The organism is Devosia marina, from assembly GCF_009758415.1.
GTDB classification, from domain to species: Bacteria; Pseudomonadota; Alphaproteobacteria; order Rhizobiales; family Devosiaceae; genus Devosia; species Devosia marina.
Map to the genome: position 1 here is coordinate 71,637 of NZ_WQRF01000006.1, position 18,207 is coordinate 89,843.

Here is an 18,207-nt window from a genome sequence, read left to right on the forward strand (position 1 = left end):
TGGGCCACCTTGCGACGAGCGATCAATAGGGGCCACGACAGCAGGAGAAACCCGGCGTTCCGAGGCGGCGACGTCTCTATTACTTAGTTTTACTGAGACGCACGCGCCTCGGAACACGTCCACCTGGCCCAACCCGACGGCTTTTGCCGCTCGGGCCATTGGCGCAACCATTGTCTCACTGGCTTTGATCGTCTAAGCAAACGACCGACTTTCCAGGGCGAAGAAATGACCGAAAAGACCAAGCTCATCACGCCCCGCCTGCCGCGCGGGTTCGAAGATCGCACGCCGGGCGAAATCGCCGCCGTCGGCGCCATGATCGACAAGATCAAGGCCGTCTACGAGCGTTATGGCTTCGACCCCGTCGAAACCCCTCTGTTTGAATATACCGAGACGCTGGGAAAATTCCTGCCTGATACCGACCGGCCCAACGCCGGCGTCTTCTCCCTGCAGGACGACGACGAGCAGTGGATGAGCCTGCGCTACGACCTCACCGCGCCGCTCGCCCGCTTCTTCGCCGAAAATTTCGAAACCCTGCCCAAGCCCTACCGCTCCTATCGGCAGGGCTATGTCTTCCGCAACGAAAAGCCCGGCCCCGGCCGCTTCCGCCAGTTCATGCAGTTCGACGCCGACACCGTCGGCGCCCCCGGCCCGGAAGCCGACGCCGAAATGTGCATGATGATGGCCGACGTGATGGACGCGCTGGGTCTTGCGGGGAAGTACGTCGTCCGGGTGAACAACCGCAAGGTGCTGGATGGTGTGCTCGAGGCCGCCGGTGTCGCCAGCGATGAGCAGAAGCTGACCGTGTTGCGCGCCGTCGACAAGCTGGACAAGTTTGGCTCCGAAGGCGTGAAACTCCTGCTCGGCGCCGGCCGCAAGGATGAGAGCGGCGACTTTACCAAGGGCGCAGGCCTTTCAGACACTCAGGCCGCTGTTGTGCTCGACTATGTTGGCGGCAAGCCGCCGGCCGACAATGAGGGAGTCGCTGAGCTCGCCGCGATGCAAGCCCTGTTTGACGCCGCCGGCTATGGTCCCGACCGCATCAAGATCGACCCCTCCGTCGTCCGCGGCCTCGAATACTACACCGGCCCGGTTTTCGAGATCGAACTGACCTTCAAGGTGCAGAACGAAAAGGGCCAGGACGTTGTCTTTGGCTCGGTCGGCGGCGGTGGCCGTTATGATGGCCTGGTCTCCCGCTTCCGACGCGAACCCGTGCCCGCCACCGGCTTTTCCATCGGCGTCTCGCGCCTCGCCAATGCATTGAAGCTCACCGGCAATCTCGGCGCCACCGAACCGGCGGGCCCGGTCGTCGTCCTCGTCATGGACAAGGCCGAGACCGCCCGCTACCAGGCCATGGTCTCCGAACTCCGCCAGGCAGGTATCCGCGCCGAAATGTTCCTGGGGCAGACCAAGAATTTCGGCAAGCAGGTCGCTTATGCCGACAAGCGCAATTCTCCCGCCGTCATCATCGAAGGGTCTCAGGAGCGCGAACAGGGCATCTTGCAGGTGAAAGACCTGATCGCCGGCAAACAGGCCGCCCAGGCCATCACCGACAATGCCGAATGGAAAGCCGCCCGCCCCGGCCAGTTCGAGATCAAGCGCGAAGATCTGGTCTCCGCGGTCCAGAAACTGCTGAGCGAGCAATGACCAACGCCGCTTATCGCCGCAGCCAGCTCGAATCCCTCGTCGAGGCCCAGGGTGGGTGCCGCGCCATCCCGCCGCTGTTGCTCAGCGCCGATCCCTATTTCGATCTTGCCGGCGAGGAATTCGGCCGCCGCCTGCTGCTGACCACGGATGTCACCGGCGCCGAATACTGCCTCCGCCCCGATTTCACCCTGCCCATCGTGGCCGATTACATCGCCAATGGGGCAGGGGAGCCGGCCGCCTTTTCCTATCTCGGTCCGATCTTTCGCCAGCGCGAAACCGGCCCTGCCGAGTTCGATCAGGCAGGCATCGAGCTCCTGGCTCAGCCTGATGGCGACATAGCTCTCGACCAGGTGCTCACCTTCGCCCGCGCCGCGCTTTCGCTCTATGGCATCACTCCCAATGTGCGACTGGGCGGCGTTGGCCTGTTCGAGGCCCTGCTGGCACAGGCCGACATGCCTGACGCCTGGCGCCCGCGCATCCGCCACCGCTTCGGCCATACTGAAGCCATGGACCGCTTGCTGTCCCGGCTCGAACAGGCCCCCGATCTGCCCCGCACCGAACAGCCCACCCGCGACGAACTGGTAGAGGATGTAACCGCTCGCATGGTCTCGGCTGGCCTCAGCCTTTCCGATGGCCGCTCGCCCGAGGAGATCGCTGACCGCTATCTCGAACAGCAGGCGCTCGACGCGGCCCATGTTCCGGCCGCCACGTTGAAACTGCTGCGCGACTTTCTCGCCATCAAGGGCGACGCCCTCTCGGCCCTGCGCCAGATCGAGACACTGGCCGAACAGCACCGCCTGTTCCTCGGACCACCCATCAAGGCGATCCGGCGTCATCTCGATGATCTGGGCGAAGCGCGCGTCACCTTTGATGCCAGCTTCTCGCCGCGTCTCGACTATTACACCGGCATCGTCTTTGAAATGCGGGGGCAGGGGGGCACCGTCCTGGTCTCGGGCGGTCAGTATGACCGTCTCCTCGAACGCCTCGGCGCCACCGCCCCAATCGCTGCCTCTGGCTGCGCCCTCTGGGTCGATCGGATGGAAGCGGAGTGGCCCAAATGACCATCACCCTCGCCGTCCCCTCTAAGGGCCGCCTCGAAGAACTCACCCGCGACTGGTTTGCCCGGCGTGGCCTAACCATCACCCGTCCCGGTGGCGCCCGCTCCTATCTCGGCGCCATCGAAGGCCTGCCCGAGGTCACGGTGCGCTTCTTCCCGGCCTCGGAGATTGCTCGCGAACTCATTCGCGGCAATATCGATCTCGGTGTTACCGGCCGTGACCTGATCCACGAGACCAGCGAGGCCGGCCCCGAGGCGGTCGAATTCGCGCGCGATCTCGAGTTTGGCCATGCCGATGTGGTCATCGCGGTGCCCGAAGCCTGGATCGACGTCACCCATATGCACGATCTGGCCGATGTCGCCTCCGATTTCCGCTCCCGTCACGGGCGCTGGCTGCGCATCGCCACCAAATACATCACCATCACCCGCCAGCACTTTGCCAAGGCCGGGATTGCCGAATATCGCATTGTTGAAAGCCTCGGTGCCACTGAAGCCGCGCCCGCCTCGGGTGTCGCCGATATCGTGGTGGATATCACCTCCACCGGCTCGACCCTGGCTGCCAATGGCCTGCGCGTGCTCGAAGATGGTGTGATGCTCAAAAGCGAGGCCAACCTGATTGTTTCGCGCACTGCCGAGTGGACCGAACAGCGCCGGGAAACCCTGAACACGCTTCTCGGACAATTGCAGGGCTGAGCGATGGAACTGGCCTTTGTCATGCTCCTGGTTGTCTGCGGCGTCGGCATGATCGTCTATGCCGGTCTGGCGCAGCGGCCGACAGCCGAAAACCAGGACGCCGCACAGCCCAACGATGCTGCAGATGATGCGGACAGCGGCAGCGCGGGAGACGGCGACTGAAATGCGATTGCCGCCGCAGCCCAAATCACGGCACAACGTCATAGGGGTCCGGCGGGGGGCGCGGTGGCCGACGCACTTGAACTGACTATCCTGATGCCCTGCCTCAACGAGGCAGAGACGCTGGCCACCTGCATCGAAAAGGCCAGGGATTACCTTGCACGCTCCGGCGTCGCCGGCGAAGTGCTGATTGCTGACAATGGCTCGACCGACGGCTCCCAGGCCATTGCCGAAGCCAGCGGCGCCCGTCTGGTCAATGCCGAGCAGCGCGGCTACGGCGCGGCCCTTGCCTCTGGCATTGCTGCTGCACGGGGCAAATTCGTCATCATGGGTGACGCCGACGACAGCTACGACTTTGCCAATCTCGATGCATTTGTGAGCGAGCTGCGCACTGGTGCCGATCTGGTCATGGGCAATCGCTTTGCCGGCGGCATCGCTCCCGGCGCCATGCCCTGGCACCACCGCTATATCGGTAATCCCTTGCTCAGCTTTGTGGGGCGCCTGTTCTTCAAGACCCCGGTACACGATTTCCATTGCGGCTTGCGCGGTTTTTCCCGCGACGCCATTGCCGGTCTGAACCTGCGCACCACCGGCATGGAATTCGCCTCTGAAATGGTGGTCAAGGCGACCCTGTCCCACCTGGATATCCGCGAAGTTCCCACTGCGCTCCGGCCCGATGGCCGCTCCCGCCAGCCGCATCTGCGCGCGTTCCGCGATGGCTGGCGCCATCTGCGTTTCCTGCTGCTGTTTTCGCCGCGCTGGCTGTTTCTCTATCCCGGCCTGTTCCTGCTGATCGTCGGGCTGGTCTTTGGCTCCTTGCTCGCCGGCGGTCCCTTGCGGATCGGTACGGTCACCCTGAGCGTGCACAGCCTCCTGGTGGCGGCGCTCTGCGTCATCATGGGCACCCAATCTATCGCTTTTGCCATCATTGGCCGTCGCTTTGCCTCACGCTACGGCTTTATTCCTCGCTCGGGCGTCTATGACCGCGTCCTCGAAAGCCTGACCCTCGAGCGCTTGCTGCTGCTGGCCATCCTGCTGATGGCTGGCGGGCTCGCAGCCATGGGCTGGGGCACCTGGGAATGGGCCAAGCGCGATTTCGGTCCATTGAGCTCCACTGCAACCCTCCGGGCCCTCATCCTGGCCATGACCGCATTGGTCACCGGCTTCCAATTGATGATGAGCGCCTTCATGTCCTCCATGATCAACATTCCCATCTACGAGCGCCGCCTGGCCGATCAAGTCATTCCTGACGATCAATTCCGCCGCCGCACCGACTAGGTTTGATCCTCCAAATGCTTGATCCACTTATCCTTCTGGCCCTTATGGGCGTCGGCCTGCTCGCCGGTTTCGTCGATGCCATCGCCGGGGGCGGCGGCATGCTGACCGTGCCGGCGCTGCTCTCTGCCGGCCTGCCGCCCGTTGCCGCACTGGCGACCAACAAGATGCAGTCGGTGGTCGGCACCGCTATGGCGGTCCTGACCTATTGGCGACGCGGCTTTGTGGATTTTCGCAATCTGGTACCGGCGGTTGCCCTGACTTTCGCCGGCAGTTTTCTCGGCGCCCTTACGGTGAGCCAGCTCGATACCGGGCTGCTCGACATCGCCGTGCCCGTAGCTTTGATCGCGATTGCCCTCTACTTCCTGTTCGCGCCAAAACTGTCTGACGCAGACAAGGCGGCACGACTACCTTTTGGACCTTTCGTGCCCATTCTGGGCTTCGCCATCGGCTTCTACGACGGCGTCTTCGGCCCCGGCACCGGGTCCTTTTTCACCATTGGCTTTGTGCTGCTATTCGGTCTGGGCCTCACCCGCGCCACCGGCAATACCAAAGCGCTGAACTTCATCTCGAACCTGGCCGCGCTGGCCATCTTCATCCCGCAGGGCCATGTCGTCTGGCCGGTCGTGCTGGTCATGGCCATCGGCCAGATCGTCGGCGGCTATATCGGCGCCCGCACCGGCATTCGCTATGGCGCCAGGGTCATCCGGCCGCTGGTCGTGGTGGTGTCCATCGCCATGGCCATCAAGTTGTTGTTCTTTCCGTGAGACGGCGATTGCCAGATCGCTGGGGTGTGGGAAATCATAGTGCAAGACAAGACCCCGATCGGCCCGCAGGCCATCGGCTTCGCTTGGAGTGGACGTATCCCGAGGCGCGTGCGTCTCAGTAAAACTAAGTAAATAGAGACGTCGCCGCCTCGGGACGCCGGGTTTCTCCTGCTGTCGCGGCCCCTATTGATCGCTCGTCGCAAGGTGGCCCGACCAGCAGGCAGGCCCTGGAGCGACCCAGAACCCAACCGGCTCCCCCCGCAAAGTTCGCTGCAGTCCGTCCGCGCGGGAGTGATGCGAGCATTATGCATCGGCGACAGGCCGCGGGGATAAGTGGTCTTGAGCCGCGTACCAGGCCTTCAGAAACGTTGGCCGGCGCGGCAGTATCCGGAAGACGAAAAAGCCCCGGTGTTTCCACCGGGGCTTTCCACGAAGTTCGTGACTGGGAAGAGACGAACCTCGAAGCTTGTCGGGGTCGGCTGGATTAGAAATCCATGCCGCCCATGCCGCCCATGCCGCCGCCGCCGCCCGGCATTGCCGGAGCGTCAGGCTTGGGAGCCTCGACGATGATGGCCTCGGTGGTGATCAGCAGCGAAGCAACCGAAGCGGCGTCTTCAAGGGCGGTGCGAACCACCTTGACCGGGTCGATAACGCCCAGAACAACCAGATCACCATACTCACCGGTCGCGGCGTTGTAGCCGAACGAGATCTCCGAGTTCTCCAGGATCTTGTCCACAACGACCGAGCCTTCGGCACCGGCATTGTTGGCAATGGTGCGAACCGGTGCCTGCAGGGCACGGCGCACGATTGCGATACCGGCGTCCTGATCGGCATTGGCGCCCTTGGACTTGATGTTGGCCGATGCGCGCAGCAGTGCAACGCCACCACCTGGCACGATGCCTTCTTCAACAGCGGCGCGGGTCGCGTTGAGCGCGTCATCGACGCGGTCCTTGCGTTCCTTGACTTCCACTTCGGTCGAGCCACCAACGCGGATCACGGCAACGCCACCGGCGAGCTTGGCCAGGCGTTCCTGCAGCTTCTCACGGTCGTAGTCCGAGGTGGTTTCCTCGATCTGTGCCTTGATCTGGCCAACACGAGCCTGGATGTCGTCGGCTGTGCCGGCGCCATCGACGATGGTGGTGTTTTCCTTGGTGATCTCGACGCGCTTGGCAGTGCCGAGCATGTCCAGGGTCACGTTCTCAAGCTTGATGCCGAGATCTTCGGAGATTACCTGGCCGCCGGTGAGGACAGCGATGTCTTCCAGCATGGCCTTGCGGCGGTCACCAAAGCCCGGGGCCTTGACGGCAGCAACCTTGAGGCCGGCACGCAGACGGTTCACGACCAGGGTCGGCAGAGCCTCGCCATCGACGTCTTCTGCAATGATCAGCAGCGGGCGCTGGGACTGAACGACAGCTTCCAGGATCGGCAGGATGGCCTGCAGGTTGGAGAGCTTCTTTTCGTGCAGCAGGATGTACGGGTCTTCCAGGGTTGCCGTCATCTTTTCCGTGTTGGTCACGAAATAGGGCGACAGGTAACCACGGTCGAACTGCATGCCTTCAACGACATCGAGTTCGGTTTCGGCGGTCTTGGCTTCCTCGACGGTGATCACACCCTCATTGCCGACCTTCTGCATGGCTTCGGCGATCATGTCACCGATGGAGGTCTCACCATTGGCGGAAATGGTGCCGACCTGAGCCACTTCGGAGGACGAGGTGATGCCCTTGGCCGAGCCCTTGAGGCTCTCGATCACATCGGAGACGGCCAGATCGATACCGCGCTTCAGGTCCATCGGGTTGAAGCCGGCAGCGACGGCCTTGACGCCCTCGACGACAATGGCCTGACCCAGGACGGTCGCGGTGGTGGTGCCGTCACCGGCAACATCGTTGGTCTTGGAAGCGACCGAACGCAGCAGCTGCGCGCCCAGGTTCTCGAACTTGTCTTCCAGTTCGATTTCCTTGGCGACGGTCACGCCGTCCTTGGTGATGCGCGGAGCGCCGAACGACTTTTCGATAACGACGTTACGACCCTTGGGGCCGAGCGTGACCTTCACCGCATTGGCGAGGACGTTGACGCCGCGCAGCATCTTATCGCGGGCGTCGGTCGAGAATTTGACTTCCTTGGCGGCCATTTATGGCTCCTTGAGAATATCTGTTGAGTGGGAACGACAAAAAGACGAGAGAAGCCGGATCAGGCTTCGATCACGCCCATGATGTCGCTTTCCTTCATGATGATCAGGTCTTCGCCGTTGAGCTTGACCTCGGTACCGCTCCACTTGCCGAACAGCACACGATCACCGGCCTTGACGTCGAGGGCGACAACCTTGCCGCTCTCGTCGCGGGCGCCGGGGCCCACGGATACGATCACGCCCTCAGAGGGCTTTTCCTTGGCGGTGTCGGGGATGATGATCCCGCCTTTGGTCTTTTCTTCACTGTCGACGCGACGGACGACCACGCGGTCATGCAGGGGACGGAAGCCCATGTTTTGTTCCTCTTGGCATCATTTCTGAATGCAATTTCGGACCTGTTAGCACTCGCATTGAGTGAGTGCTAACAGGCTGACGGGGATATAGGGATCGAGCCGGTCCAGAGTCAAGGCGCGTGAACCGAAGTTTTCACTCATGCGTTAGCAAGCCAGCACGACAAATCCGAGACATCGTCCAGTACAAGGTGATTCACATGGCCCAGACGACCCAATCGACGCCCAAAATTGTCCCGGTGGAGGGGCGGGTGCACATCTCTTTCGACGATGCCGAGATCGTCAGCTCAACCAAGGCCTTGCGGCTTGAACGCGGCGGCATGGACTCTCAGATTTTCGTGCCGCTCGATGACGTTCATCCCGGCATTCTGGAGGCATCCGATACCAAACGCACCGATGCCGGCCCGGGTGAGGCGCACTTCTATACCATCAAGACATTGACAGCCAACGGCGCCGATGAGGCCTGGTACTATCCCTATGCAGAGGGCGACTACGCGCCGATCCGCGACATGCTCACTTTCGGCGGGAAACGCATATCGGTCCGCGTGACCCAGGTCTGACCCGCGCAAAGCTGCATATTCCCCCTTCCCCCCGATACAAGTCTGGGCCATAAGCACACCCATGACCGAACAATCCTCTTTGCAGATCAAACTGCGCCGCACCGGCGGCGTTGGGGCCAACACCAATTGGCATTGGGAGGTCCAGGACGCCTCTGGCGCGGTCCTCAAGACCGGCAGCGCCGTCGGCCCTGAGCACAAGGCCTTTGCCACCGCCCGCATCGCCAAGGAAAAGCTGGAAGCTGCGGGCAAGTAGGCCCCGGACAGGACCTAATTGACCGCGCCACCTGTCGAGCCTGCCGCCGCGACCGCCAAACGCGATTTGGGCGGCCCGCTGCGTGGTATCGCGCTCAAAATCGCGTCGGTCTGCTGCTTCGTGGTCATGGCGACCATGCTCAAGGCCACGCTCACCATTCCTTCGGGACAGATGGTGTTTTTCCGCTCCTTCTTCGCCCTGCTGCCCGTCTTGGGTTATTTGGCCTGGAAGGGTAATCTGGCGCGCGCTTTCCAGACCAAAAGGCCGCTGGGACACATCCTGCGCGGTCTGATCGGCGTGTCGTCCATGAGCCTGGGCTTTTTTGCGCTCACCCGCCTGCCGCTGCCCGAAGCAACGGCTATCGGCTACGCAGCCCCACTGATCATCGTCATTCTATCGGCAGTTCTGCTGCGCGAAAGCGTGCATGTCTTCCGCTGGACCACCGTCCTGGTGGGGCTGGCAGGCGTATTGGTCATTCTCTGGCCGCGCTTGACGGTATTCTCCGGCGAAACGCCGATGGGCGATGCTCAATCCATCGGCGCGATTGCCGCGCTCTGTGCCGCTGTCCTGTCTGCCTTCGCCATGCTGCAGGTGCGCACCCTGGTCCAGACCGAGCGCACCGAGGCAATCGTCACCTATTTCTTCATCAGCGCCAGCGTCATCAGCCTGTTCACCATCCCCTTCGGCTGGGTCTGGCCCACGCCCGAACAGGCCGCATTGCTGGTCGGAGCAGGGTTCTTTGGCGGCATTGGCCAGCTCCTGCTGACCTCGTGCTATCGCTATGCCGACATGTCGGTCATTGCGCCCTTCGAATATGTCTCGCTGCTCCTCACCATCATCATCGGCTTCGTCATCTTCGCCGATGTGCCCACCGCGGCCATGCTGGTCGGGGCCCTGATCATTGTCGCCTCGGGCATTGCCGTCATCCTGCGCGAGCGCTATCTGGGCCTGGATCGCGCCAAGTCGCGCCAGGCCAACACGCCCTAAAACGCCTCGATATCGTAGCGTTAGTTAGATGGCGCGGCTACCGCCGTCGCAACCAATGGGAAACCGATCTCGGGCCATTGGACGTTGTCCAGCTTTGGTGTGAGCACGGCGATTGCGAGAGCTGCCGCTACGCCTGTCTTGAGCCTCTTGGCTCTTCTGCGTTTTTGGGCGATGGTAAGCACTTGAATTCACCTCTGTTTTCAGGTGAATAATGCTCCTGTGCTGCGGCGGGTTGCATCGAACTTGTTCACGTTACACTGGGGCAGCATGGCACAAGCGGCGGCAATCATCTTTACGGTCCTGATGGGCGCTCTGGCCATCTTTCAGGCTGCGCTCATCGTAGGCGCACCCCTGGGACATTTTGCCTGGGGCGGTCAGCATCGCGTCCTGCCACGTCGCTTGCGCATCGGCAGTGCAGTGGCCATTGTGCTCTACGGGCTGTTTGCGCTTATCCTGATGATGCGAGCCGGGCTTCTCGCGTCATGGCCGGATATGAGCTGGATCATGCCCGCCAGCTGGATCATTCTGGCTTATCTGGCGCTGGGAGTGGTGATGAACGCGATTTCACGCAGCCTGCCCGAACGCCTCACCATGACGCCTTTAATCACCGTGTTGTTGGGGCTGACCCTGATCGTTGCGCTGTCCTAGCCGGCCGCCGCCAGTTCCGACCAGCTCTGGCGCTTGCGATAGATTGTCGAAGGACTGATTTCCAGCGCCGCCGCGGCCATGGAAATATTGCCTCCGAAAGTGGCAATGGCTTCCTCGATAATGCGTTGTTCCTGCTGCCACATGGGCAGCACTGTGCGCTTTTCGCAGCGGGGCGCCTCGACCGGGGCAGGCGTGGAGACCCGCGACTCGATGTCGGCTGCCTCGATCATGTCCGTGGTGATCTGGCCACCATCGAACATCACGACCAGCCGGCGCACCAGATTCTGCAATTGGCGCACATTGCCCGGCCAGTCCGCCGCCGTCAGCCGCTGCGCGGCGTCCGGGGTGACGTCCGAGAAGCTCTTGTGCTCCTCCTGGGCATAGCGCGCGAGAAAATGTCGGGTCAGCAGCATGATGTCGCTTGGACGCTGCCGCAGCGGGGGCAGATGTATCGGCAGCACATGCAGGCGATAGAACAGATCTTCGCGGAACTGCCGGTCGGCAATCATCTGCATGGGATTGCGATTGGTGGCGCAGATCACCCGCACATCTACCTTGCGGGCCGCCGTCTCGCCAACGCGCGAAAGGCAGCCGCTCTGCAGGAACCGCAGCAGCTTGGATTGCAGCGACAGGTCGAGTTCGCCCACTTCATCGAGAAACAGCGTGCCGCCATCGGCCAACTCGGCGGCGCCCTTGCGGTCTTCATGCGCGCCGGTAAAGGCGCCACGCACCACGCCGAACAATTCGCTTTCCATCAGGTCGCGGGGGATGGCTGCGCAATTGATCGCCACGAACCGGTTGCCGGCCCGCGGGCCCCGGCTGTGCAGCGCCTCGGCACAGACATCCTTGCCGGTGCCGCTTTCCCCGGTGATGAAAACCGGCGCCGCAGAGGCGGCCACCCGGCCGATCTGCTCGTAGAGAAACTGCATGGCGCTGGACGCGCCGACAAAGCCGGCATAATCGGAGATTTCAGGCTCGGGGGTGACTTCCACACCCAGCGAGCGCGGCCGGCCATGCCGCTGCGCCAGTTCGGCCAGTCGTCCGGCCAGTGTACTGCCTCCGGCAGGCTTGGCGAGATAATCGTGCGCGCCGGCACGCATGGCGCCCAGCGCCGCGCTCACCGAACCGCTATCGGCCACGGCCAGGATCAGCGCCCCATTGGCCAGGCGCACCAGGCGGCTCATGGCATCTTCCACATTGGCGGCCAGATCGCCCAGGCTGGCCAGTTCGCAGATGATGACGTCATACCGCAATTTTCGCAGATGGTCCGCCGCCTCGCGGCCGGTACCGGCATGGGTTATCTGTGGAGCAACCAGCAGGGCCTCGGTCAATTCGGCGCTGGTCTGGCGCGCGCATGCGGCATCGTGGTCGATCAGCAGAAGCCGGCCGCACAGCACATTGTCGCTTCCGCTCGTCTTCGTCATGCCGCTATATACCTTGCTCCGTCCGCAACCGGACCGTTCTTGTCGTTCGTCCAATTGTTGTCGATTAGGGTAAATATTCCGTTCTTGCACCTGCCAGCCAAACAGCGTTTATCTCTGCGCCATGCGTGACTTGCCAGATCAGGATGTGTTCGAACCGATCGTGCGCGGCATCACCCAATCGGGGGTGCGGCTGGCCAATGAACGCGCGGTTCTGACCCTGATTGCGGGGGTTCCCGGCGTTTCCAACGCCGATATTGCGCGCCGCTCCGGGCTTGGCCCTCAGACCACGGCGCGCATCCTGACCGATCTCGAATCACGCGACCTCATCATTCGGGGCGAGGTGCTGCGCGGGCGGCGCGGCCAGCCTGCGACCCCATACCGCCTCAACCCGCAGGGCGGGTATTCGATAGGGGTGGAAATCGGCTGGCAGCACGTCGAGATCCTGCTCCAGAATATTGCCGGCCAGCCCATCGCCGCCACGCGGCGCTGCCATAACTTTCCCGATCCCGAGACCATTTTCGCCGAAATCGCTGCCGACGTCGAAACGCTGCTCGTTGGCCTGTCCAATGACCAGCGCAGGCGCGTCGCAGGCATCGGGGTGACCTCGCCAGGCAATTTTGGCCCCTTGCTCGCCCATATCGGTGCGCCCCCTTGTGCTATCGACGCCTGGGCAAAGGTCGATGTGGGGCCGCGCCTGGCAGAAGAAACCGGCCTGCCCGCGCTTTGGGTCAATGATGGCAGCGCTGCGGCGTGGCGCGAGATCACCGCGCACCCGACGCCACGTCCCAAAGGCCTGGCGAGCTTTTTTGTCGGGACCTTTGTCGGCGGCGGCGTCGTCTCCGAGGGCACGCTTGTTGAAGGGCCCTATGGAAACGGCGCCGACCTGGGCGCTCTCGTCGTCCACGACCGGGCAGGCAAACCCGCCTATCTGCACCTGACCGCCTCACTCCACGCCCTTGTCCTGAAGGCTATCGATGCCGGTCATGCCGCGCCAGTCGGATCGCCCCGCAAATGGGACTGGGCCGGACTGGCTCCGGTCGTGACGCAATGGCTCGACGATGCTGGCCATGCTCTCGCACAAGCCATCCTGAGCACGGCAGCAATGACCGAGGTAGATATCGTTGCGCTCAACGGCGATCTGCCTGAATCGGTCCTGTCGCGCCTTGTTGAATCCACCAGCGCCCATCTTGCCCAGTTTCCGGTCCTGCTCGCCCATCGGCCACGGCTGACGACGGGTCTGGGCGGTCCCTCGGCTGCAGCATTCGGGGCGGCGCAATTGCTGCTGTTCCGGCGGCATTTTTCGCGCGCCTGGGAGTTGTTTGACCCTGCACAGGACAAATAGGCCGGGGAGAGCGCATTTGCGGTGCTTTTTCCCAAGTGTCGGGGGTGCTAAGTAAAACAGGCCGAATCCCGGCGAATGACAAGGGGTTTCAGGTCCGCCGTGCAGGCACTTGTGTATTCGTTCATTGCGCTATCCGCAGCCGGATTGGGGGCATTGGCCTATTTTGGTCTCACCTTCACCCCGGCCAATGCGATTCTTGTCGCAGTGGTGTTCGGCTGCGCCTGTGTCGTGTTGATGGAGCGTGTGCTGCGCCAACGCGCAGAAAATCGTCTTGAACGGGCCATCGAGGACTTGTCCAGGCTGCTCTCGACCGATGCCCAGGCCGGCGCCGTTCTGGGGCAGCGTATAAATGCCATTGCCGATCTCAATCCGGGCCAGCGTCTGGAAACGGTCGAGGCCGATATTTCCGTGCTCGGCACGGTCATTCGTCAGGTGGCAGAGGCAGTGGCGGAAGTCGAGGACAAGCTGGCCAAGGTCAATGCCGCGCGCCCTGCTGACACCCGCCCGGCCGATGCGCGGATGATTGCCGCGCCTCCGCCTGCCCCAGCTGCGCCAATCGTCGTGCCGGACCCCGAGCCGGTCATTCCGCTCGAAGTCCTGCGCCAGGCCCTCGAGGAAAACCGCCTCGTCCACCATATCCGGCCGATTGTGCGCCTGCCGCAGCGCCGCGCAATTGGCTACGACCTGGTGCCCAGGCTGATGCTTGAGGATGGCGAACTGGCTGACGCGCCCGACTTCATGCCACGTCGCGGCGGCAAGGACATTGTCCGGCTCATCGAGAGGACCGGGCTGGTTGAGGCGGTGGCAATTGCCCGTCGCTCGCGCACAGGCGGGCGGCCGGCCGTTTTGCATATCCCGCTGTCGCGGGCCAGCCTTGGTGACGAGGCGTCAGCCGAGCAATTGCTGGCGACGCTCGATGCCAATCGCGCCATTGCCGACGCCTTGACGTTTCTGGTGAGCGAGAGCGACTGGCTGGAATTGACCACACGCGAACGCGCAATGGTGGAGCAGATTGCGCGCAAGGGCGCCGGGTTCTCCATTGCCCGCATGAAATCATTGCGCATCGATCTGGCCGATGCCGCCGCGCTTGGTGTTCGGTCCATGCGTGTCGACGCCGCCAGCTTCATCGAAAGACCGGACAGGTTCACCGATTTCCACATCTCCGATATCGCCAATTACATGGCGCGCTTCGAAGTCTCGCTATTGGCGACCGGCATCACCAGCGAACGGCAGATCGTGGAACTGCTCGACAACGACATCCTGCAGGTGCAGGGCGACCATATCGCGGCGGCCGGTCCGGTCCGCAGCGATCTGGTCCTTGAGCCCGGCCGTGCCTCCGCCCAGCCTCTGCGCCGGGCGGAGCTGTAAGGCCCTGCCAACCGTTTAGCCGCCGAAGCCACCGACGGCCCGCTTTAGTCCTCCCGACAGCCTGCGTGCACCGATTGGCTCGGGATCGGCAACAAGGCTCGCCTCTTGGCCGCTGCGCCCCAGCGTGAATGTGCCGATCACCCGGTCAAGTTCGGCCGCCTGGACTTCGGTCTGTTCGATCGCGGCATTGGTTTCTTCCACCAGGGCCGCATTGTGCTGGGTCATCTCATCGAGCTGACGCACCGCGACATTGACCTCTTCAATGGCCGAAGCCTGTTCGCGGCTGGCCCGCGCCATGCCCTCGAGCAGGCTGGCATTGGCGCTGATCCCGCCTTGTACGGCAAGCAGGCGCTCTGCGGCCTCCGCCACCAGCTTCGAGCCGCCCTGAACCTCATTGGCGCTCTGTTCGATCAAGACCTTGACCTCTGAAGAGGCTTCGGCAGCACTCTGCGCCAGGCGCCGCACTTCCACGGCGACCACGGCAAAGCCCTTGCCCGCCTCGCCAGCCCTTGCGGCTTCTACCGAGGCGTTCAGCGCCAGCAGGTTGGTCTGGAAGGCGATATCGTCGATCAGCCCGATAATGTTGGAAATCTTGGCCGAAGACTGGGTGATGCGTTCCATGGCGCTGTTGGCCTGGCCCATTACGGTGCCGCTGGCCTCGGCCTCGCTCGACACGGTACGGGCCTGCTTGCTGGCATTGGCGGCTTCCACGGCGTTCTGCGCCACGGTATCGCGCAATTGCTCCATGGTGGCCGATGTTTCCTCAATGGTGGCGGCCTGCCGCGTCGTCCGTTCGGAGAGATCGTTCGCGCCCGAGAGGATTTCGCCCGTGGCGGTCTTGAGCGCGCCCGAGGTGTCGCGCAATTGGCTGATGATCTCACCCAGCTGCTCTGCCACCCCATTGGTATCGGTCTTGAGCCTGTCGAAGGCGCCCTTATAGGTGCCGGTCACCCGCAGGCTGAGATCGGCCTTGGCCAGCGCCGCCAGCACCTCGCCCGTTTCCCCGATGCCGCGATCAACGGTTGATAGCAGCTCGTTGACATTGCTCGCCAGCTGCTTGAGGTCAGGGTCGGACAAGTCGGTATGGGCCCGAAGCGTGAAGTCGCCCTCGATGGCCGCGCCGACAACGCGGTCGATATCGGCCTGCAGTTGCTGCATGCGCAGGGCCTGGTCGGCGCGCTCCTCGTTGAGGCTATCTTCACTGGCGCGCAGTTCGGCGATGCGCAGCCCGTTCTGACGGAACACTTCCACCGCCTTGGCCATGTCGCCCAGCTCGTCAGCACGTTTCAGTCCCGGCACGACTGCATCGAAATGATTGCCGGCAATCTCGCTCATCACATTGGTCAGTTTCGCAACCGGGCGGGTAATGGTCCGCGCGATCAACACGCTGCACCCTGCTGACAGCGCCAGCAACACCGCGCCGATCAGGATCATTGTGTTGCGCAGGCCTGCCGACGGAGCCAGGATTTCCGCGGTGTTCTCCAGCGCCACAACGGCCCAGTCCGATCCACCGAAAGAGAGCGGCCGCGCCGCAGCAACATGCGAGACACCGTCGAAATCGGACAGCGTCCCAATCCCAGGCGTGCCTTCCAGCGCGGCAAGAACCACAGGACCCTCCAGCGTCAGGTTGAAGGCCTCATCGGCCTCGGTCTCGGGCGGGTCGTTGCGCACCAGCCCGTCCTGACCCACCAGATACACATGTCCGCTCTCGCCCAGACCTTTGGTGCGGGCCAGCACTTCGCTGATCCGTCCCAGCGGCATCTGATAGGCCAGCACGCCTGCCTGCAGGCCCTGATCATAAACCGGTGCGGCGATAAAGCTGGCCGGCACGCCGTTGCTCGGCCCATAGGGGGCAAAATCGGTCAGGAACACATCGCCGGGATTACCCACCATGGCGGCACGCACCACCTTGCCCAGATCCGAGTCTGCCCAGGGTCCACCATCCTCGCCAAAGCTGGTGCCGAAATCGGCCTCCTTCTGCACCGAATAGACATTGGTGCCATTCAGGTCGAACAGGAACACATCGTAATAGCCGCGCGTCTGCAGCAAATTGCGGAATTCATTGTGCTGAGCGCGGTGGATCTGGTCATAGACCGAGAGCTTTTCCGAGGTGTCGAGCAACAGGCGCTCACCTTCCGGGTGCGGATTGTTCGCCACATAGGCGTTTTGCAGCAGATCGGCCGGCTCGCCCTGGCTCTTGAGCGAGTGCACGGCACCGGTGAACGAATAGATCGCTGCAGCCACATCCTTGCGGCCGGCGAACAGTGTCAGGTCCTGCCGCACCTCCGAAAGATAGGCGTCCAGCGCAGCCGTCGCGTTGTCTGCCGCTGAATTGAGGCGTTGCTGGGCCTGGCTCGTGACAATGGCATCGCCGCTGAAATAGGCTGCAATTCCCAGGCCTGCCCCGGTCGCCATGGCAATACCGATGACCAGGATCGGCAGGCGGAGCGAGAGTTTCATTTTGCTGAACATCGAAGGGTCGTACCTGACTGTATCGTGCACCGAATGACATCTGTCCGGTTGCGGCCCCTCCATCCGCGTCCAGATCGTTGGCAAATCATAGAAAACCAGTGGTTAACGAAGCGAGTCTGCGTCTGTCACAGTGCTGCCATATCTGCTTTTTGCTTGATCCTGCGCCGCAAACTGCCACATAGGACCCCATGTGCCACACCAGCCAAGGCAACCCATGACTGCGCCCCTGCCAACCATTTCCGGACTTTCAGAACTCTCTGGCCGCTATGACGCGGTACTGAGTGATGTCTGGGGTGTGATCCATAATGGGGTCTCGGCCTTTCCAGAGGCGGTCGAGGCGCTGCGGGCATTCCGCCGGGCTGGGGGCAGGGCAGTTTTGATCACCAATGCACCGCGTCCATCCGCGCCGATTGTCGCCATGCTCGACCGTCTCGGCGTGCCGCGCGACGCTTATGACGCCATTGTTTCTTCGGGCGATTCGACCCGCGCCATGATCGAGAAATATCGCGGCAAAGCCATCCACCATGTCGGCCCACCGACCGAGGACGACGCGCTCTATGAAGGGCTCGACCTGCGCCGCACTGGCGCTGAGGAGGCCGAGGTCGTCGTGGTGACCGATCTCGACACCGATGACGATACCCCCGAAATGTATCGCGAGCGGGCCAAGCTCTGGCTCAGCCGCAGACTACCCATGATCTGCGCCAATCCTGATCGCGTGGTCGAACATGGCGACAAGATCATCTATTGCGGCGGCGCGCTGGGCGACCTCTATTCGGCGATGGGCGGTATGGTGCACATGGCCGGCAAGCCCTATCCGCCGATTTACGAACAGGCCTTTGCCCTGGCCGAAAAGGCCGCCGGCGGCACGCTGGACAAATCCCGCGTCCTGGCCATTGGCGACAGTGTGCGCACCGATGCGGCTGGCGCAGCCCAGTTCGATATTGATCTGCTGTTCATCACCGGGTCCATCCACGCCGCCGAACTCGACGCCTTCGGCAAGCCCGATCCGCAGGCCATCGCCGATCTGATCGCGCCCAGCCGCGCCCGCGTCGCAGGCTATCTGCCGCGCCTTTCATGGTGAGG

General features: G+C 62.9%; 17 protein-coding genes. 13 read left to right on the top strand and 4 right to left on the bottom strand.

The features are described 5' to 3' along the window. Positions 1-225: 225 nt before the first annotated feature. The 6 genes from hisS to GO014_RS15575 all read left to right on the top strand — a co-directional run bounded on the left by hisS (position 226) and on the right by GO014_RS15575 (position 5,595). Positions 226-1,644 carry a histidine--tRNA ligase gene (hisS, locus tag GO014_RS15550; RefSeq protein ID WP_157291211.1) on the top strand — a complete coding sequence of 473 codons (1,419 nt, stop codon included), beginning with the start codon at positions 226-228 and terminating at the stop codon, positions 1,642-1,644. Next, positions 1,641-2,705, top strand: coding sequence for an ATP phosphoribosyltransferase regulatory subunit (locus GO014_RS15555; RefSeq protein ID WP_179952989.1), 1,065 nt, complete (start codon positions 1,641-1,643; stop codon positions 2,703-2,705). Before hisS ends, GO014_RS15555 begins: the two co-directional genes overlap by 4 nt. After that, entirely contained in the window at positions 2,702-3,394 is a 693-nt protein-coding gene (gene hisG, locus GO014_RS15560; protein WP_157291213.1) for an ATP phosphoribosyltransferase, read from the top strand. Before GO014_RS15555 ends, hisG begins: the two co-directional genes overlap by 4 nt. A gap of 3 nt (positions 3,395-3,397) precedes the next feature. After that, the gene (locus tag GO014_RS15565; RefSeq protein ID WP_157291214.1) at positions 3,398-3,556 is read left to right on the top strand and encodes a hypothetical protein; all 159 of its coding nucleotides are present in this window, start codon (positions 3,398-3,400) and stop codon (positions 3,554-3,556) included. A gap of 63 nt (positions 3,557-3,619) precedes the next feature. Further along, positions 3,620-4,831 carry a glycosyltransferase family 2 protein gene (locus tag GO014_RS15570; protein ID WP_210252467.1) on the top strand — a complete coding sequence of 404 codons (1,212 nt, stop codon included), beginning with the start codon at positions 3,620-3,622 and terminating at the stop codon, positions 4,829-4,831. A 14-nt stretch (positions 4,832-4,845) separates the two neighbouring features. Further along, entirely contained in the window at positions 4,846-5,595 is a 750-nt protein-coding gene (locus GO014_RS15575) for a TSUP family transporter (protein WP_157291215.1), read from the top strand. A 484-nt stretch (positions 5,596-6,079) separates the two neighbouring features. Here the strand turns inward: GO014_RS15575 and groL are convergent, their stop codons facing one another. Beyond that, positions 6,080-7,723 (bottom strand): chaperonin GroEL, encoded by a 1,644-nt coding sequence (groL, locus tag GO014_RS15580; RefSeq protein ID WP_157291216.1) that lies wholly within the window; start codon positions 7,721-7,723, stop codon positions 6,080-6,082. Positions 7,724-7,782: 59 nt separating this feature from the next. Further along, positions 7,783-8,073 carry a co-chaperone GroES gene (locus tag GO014_RS15585; RefSeq protein ID WP_104891883.1) on the bottom strand — a complete coding sequence of 97 codons (291 nt, stop codon included), beginning with the start codon at positions 8,071-8,073 and terminating at the stop codon, positions 7,783-7,785. Positions 8,074-8,270: 197 nt separating this feature from the next. On the opposite strand from GO014_RS15585, the gene GO014_RS15590 reads away from it, so the two are divergent. The 4 genes from GO014_RS15590 to GO014_RS15605 all read left to right on the top strand — a co-directional run bounded on the left by GO014_RS15590 (position 8,271) and on the right by GO014_RS15605 (position 10,518). Beyond that, positions 8,271-8,630 carry a DUF427 domain-containing protein gene (locus tag GO014_RS15590; protein WP_116589338.1) on the top strand — a complete coding sequence of 120 codons (360 nt, stop codon included), beginning with the start codon at positions 8,271-8,273 and terminating at the stop codon, positions 8,628-8,630. A 61-nt stretch (positions 8,631-8,691) separates the two neighbouring features. Then, positions 8,692-8,883, top strand: coding sequence for a hypothetical protein (locus GO014_RS15595; RefSeq protein ID WP_157291217.1), 192 nt, complete (start codon positions 8,692-8,694; stop codon positions 8,881-8,883). An 18-nt stretch (positions 8,884-8,901) separates the two neighbouring features. After that, on the top strand, positions 8,902-9,870 hold the full coding sequence (locus tag GO014_RS15600; protein WP_157291218.1) for a DMT family transporter: 969 nt from the start codon (positions 8,902-8,904) through the stop codon (positions 9,868-9,870). Between the two features lie 267 nt (positions 9,871-10,137). Then, on the top strand, positions 10,138-10,518 hold the full coding sequence (locus GO014_RS15605; RefSeq protein ID WP_157291219.1) for a hypothetical protein: 381 nt from the start codon (positions 10,138-10,140) through the stop codon (positions 10,516-10,518). Here GO014_RS15605 and GO014_RS15610 read toward each other — a convergent pair. After that, a complete protein-coding gene (locus GO014_RS15610) occupies positions 10,515-11,942 on the bottom strand; it encodes a sigma-54-dependent transcriptional regulator (RefSeq protein WP_157291220.1) in 1,428 nt (475 codons plus the stop codon). The two genes, GO014_RS15605 and GO014_RS15610, sit on opposite strands and share 4 nt — an antisense overlap. 121 nt (positions 11,943-12,063) lie before the next feature. On the opposite strand from GO014_RS15610, the gene GO014_RS15615 reads away from it, so the two are divergent. Next, the gene (locus GO014_RS15615; protein WP_157291221.1) at positions 12,064-13,284 is read left to right on the top strand and encodes an ROK family transcriptional regulator; all 1,221 of its coding nucleotides are present in this window, start codon (positions 12,064-12,066) and stop codon (positions 13,282-13,284) included. 111 nt (positions 13,285-13,395) lie between these two features. Next, positions 13,396-14,652, top strand: coding sequence for an EAL domain-containing protein (locus tag GO014_RS15620; RefSeq protein ID WP_179952990.1), 1,257 nt, complete (start codon positions 13,396-13,398; stop codon positions 14,650-14,652). Between the two features lie 15 nt (positions 14,653-14,667). Here the strand turns inward: GO014_RS15620 and GO014_RS15625 are convergent, their stop codons facing one another. Further along, positions 14,668-17,112, bottom strand: coding sequence for a methyl-accepting chemotaxis protein (locus GO014_RS15625; RefSeq protein WP_179952991.1), 2,445 nt, complete (start codon positions 17,110-17,112; stop codon positions 14,668-14,670). A 226-nt stretch (positions 17,113-17,338) separates the two neighbouring features. Here GO014_RS15625 and GO014_RS15630 point away from each other — a divergent pair, with 226 nt between their 5' ends. Further along, positions 17,339-18,205, top strand: a complete 867-nt coding sequence (locus GO014_RS15630; RefSeq protein WP_116589330.1) for a TIGR01459 family HAD-type hydrolase — start codon at positions 17,339-17,341, stop codon at positions 18,203-18,205. Positions 18,206-18,207 lie beyond the last annotated feature (2 nt).

What these genes read in the sequence shown, in the direction of transcription:
- hisS (WP_157291211.1), top strand. Translation starts at nt 226, where the DNA reads ATGACCGAAAAGACCAAGCTCATCACGCCCCGCCTGCCGCGCGGGTTC.
- GO014_RS15555 (WP_179952989.1), top strand. Translation starts at nt 1,641, where the DNA reads ATGACCAACGCCGCTTATCGCCGCAGCCAGCTCGAATCCCTCGTCGAG.
- hisG (WP_157291213.1), top strand. Translation starts at nt 2,702, where the DNA reads ATGACCATCACCCTCGCCGTCCCCTCTAAGGGCCGCCTCGAAGAACTC.
- GO014_RS15565 (WP_157291214.1), top strand. Translation starts at nt 3,398, where the DNA reads ATGGAACTGGCCTTTGTCATGCTCCTGGTTGTCTGCGGCGTCGGCATG.
- GO014_RS15575 (WP_157291215.1), top strand. Translation starts at nt 4,846, where the DNA reads ATGCTTGATCCACTTATCCTTCTGGCCCTTATGGGCGTCGGCCTGCTC.
- groL (WP_157291216.1), bottom strand. Translation starts at nt 7,723, where the DNA reads ATGGCCGCCAAGGAAGTCAAATTCTCGACCGACGCCCGCGATAAGATG.
- GO014_RS15585 (WP_104891883.1), bottom strand. Translation starts at nt 8,073, where the DNA reads ATGGGCTTCCGTCCCCTGCATGACCGCGTGGTCGTCCGTCGCGTCGAC.
- GO014_RS15590 (WP_116589338.1), top strand. Translation starts at nt 8,271, where the DNA reads ATGGCCCAGACGACCCAATCGACGCCCAAAATTGTCCCGGTGGAGGGG.
- GO014_RS15595 (WP_157291217.1), top strand. Translation starts at nt 8,692, where the DNA reads ATGACCGAACAATCCTCTTTGCAGATCAAACTGCGCCGCACCGGCGGC.
- GO014_RS15605 (WP_157291219.1), top strand. Translation starts at nt 10,138, where the DNA reads ATGGCACAAGCGGCGGCAATCATCTTTACGGTCCTGATGGGCGCTCTG.
- GO014_RS15610 (WP_157291220.1), bottom strand. Translation starts at nt 11,942, where the DNA reads ATGACGAAGACGAGCGGAAGCGACAATGTGCTGTGCGGCCGGCTTCTG.
- GO014_RS15615 (WP_157291221.1), top strand. Translation starts at nt 12,064, where the DNA reads ATGCGTGACTTGCCAGATCAGGATGTGTTCGAACCGATCGTGCGCGGC.
- GO014_RS15625 (WP_179952991.1), bottom strand. Translation starts at nt 17,112, where the DNA reads ATGAAACTCTCGCTCCGCCTGCCGATCCTGGTCATCGGTATTGCCATG.
- GO014_RS15630 (WP_116589330.1), top strand. Translation starts at nt 17,339, where the DNA reads ATGACTGCGCCCCTGCCAACCATTTCCGGACTTTCAGAACTCTCTGGC.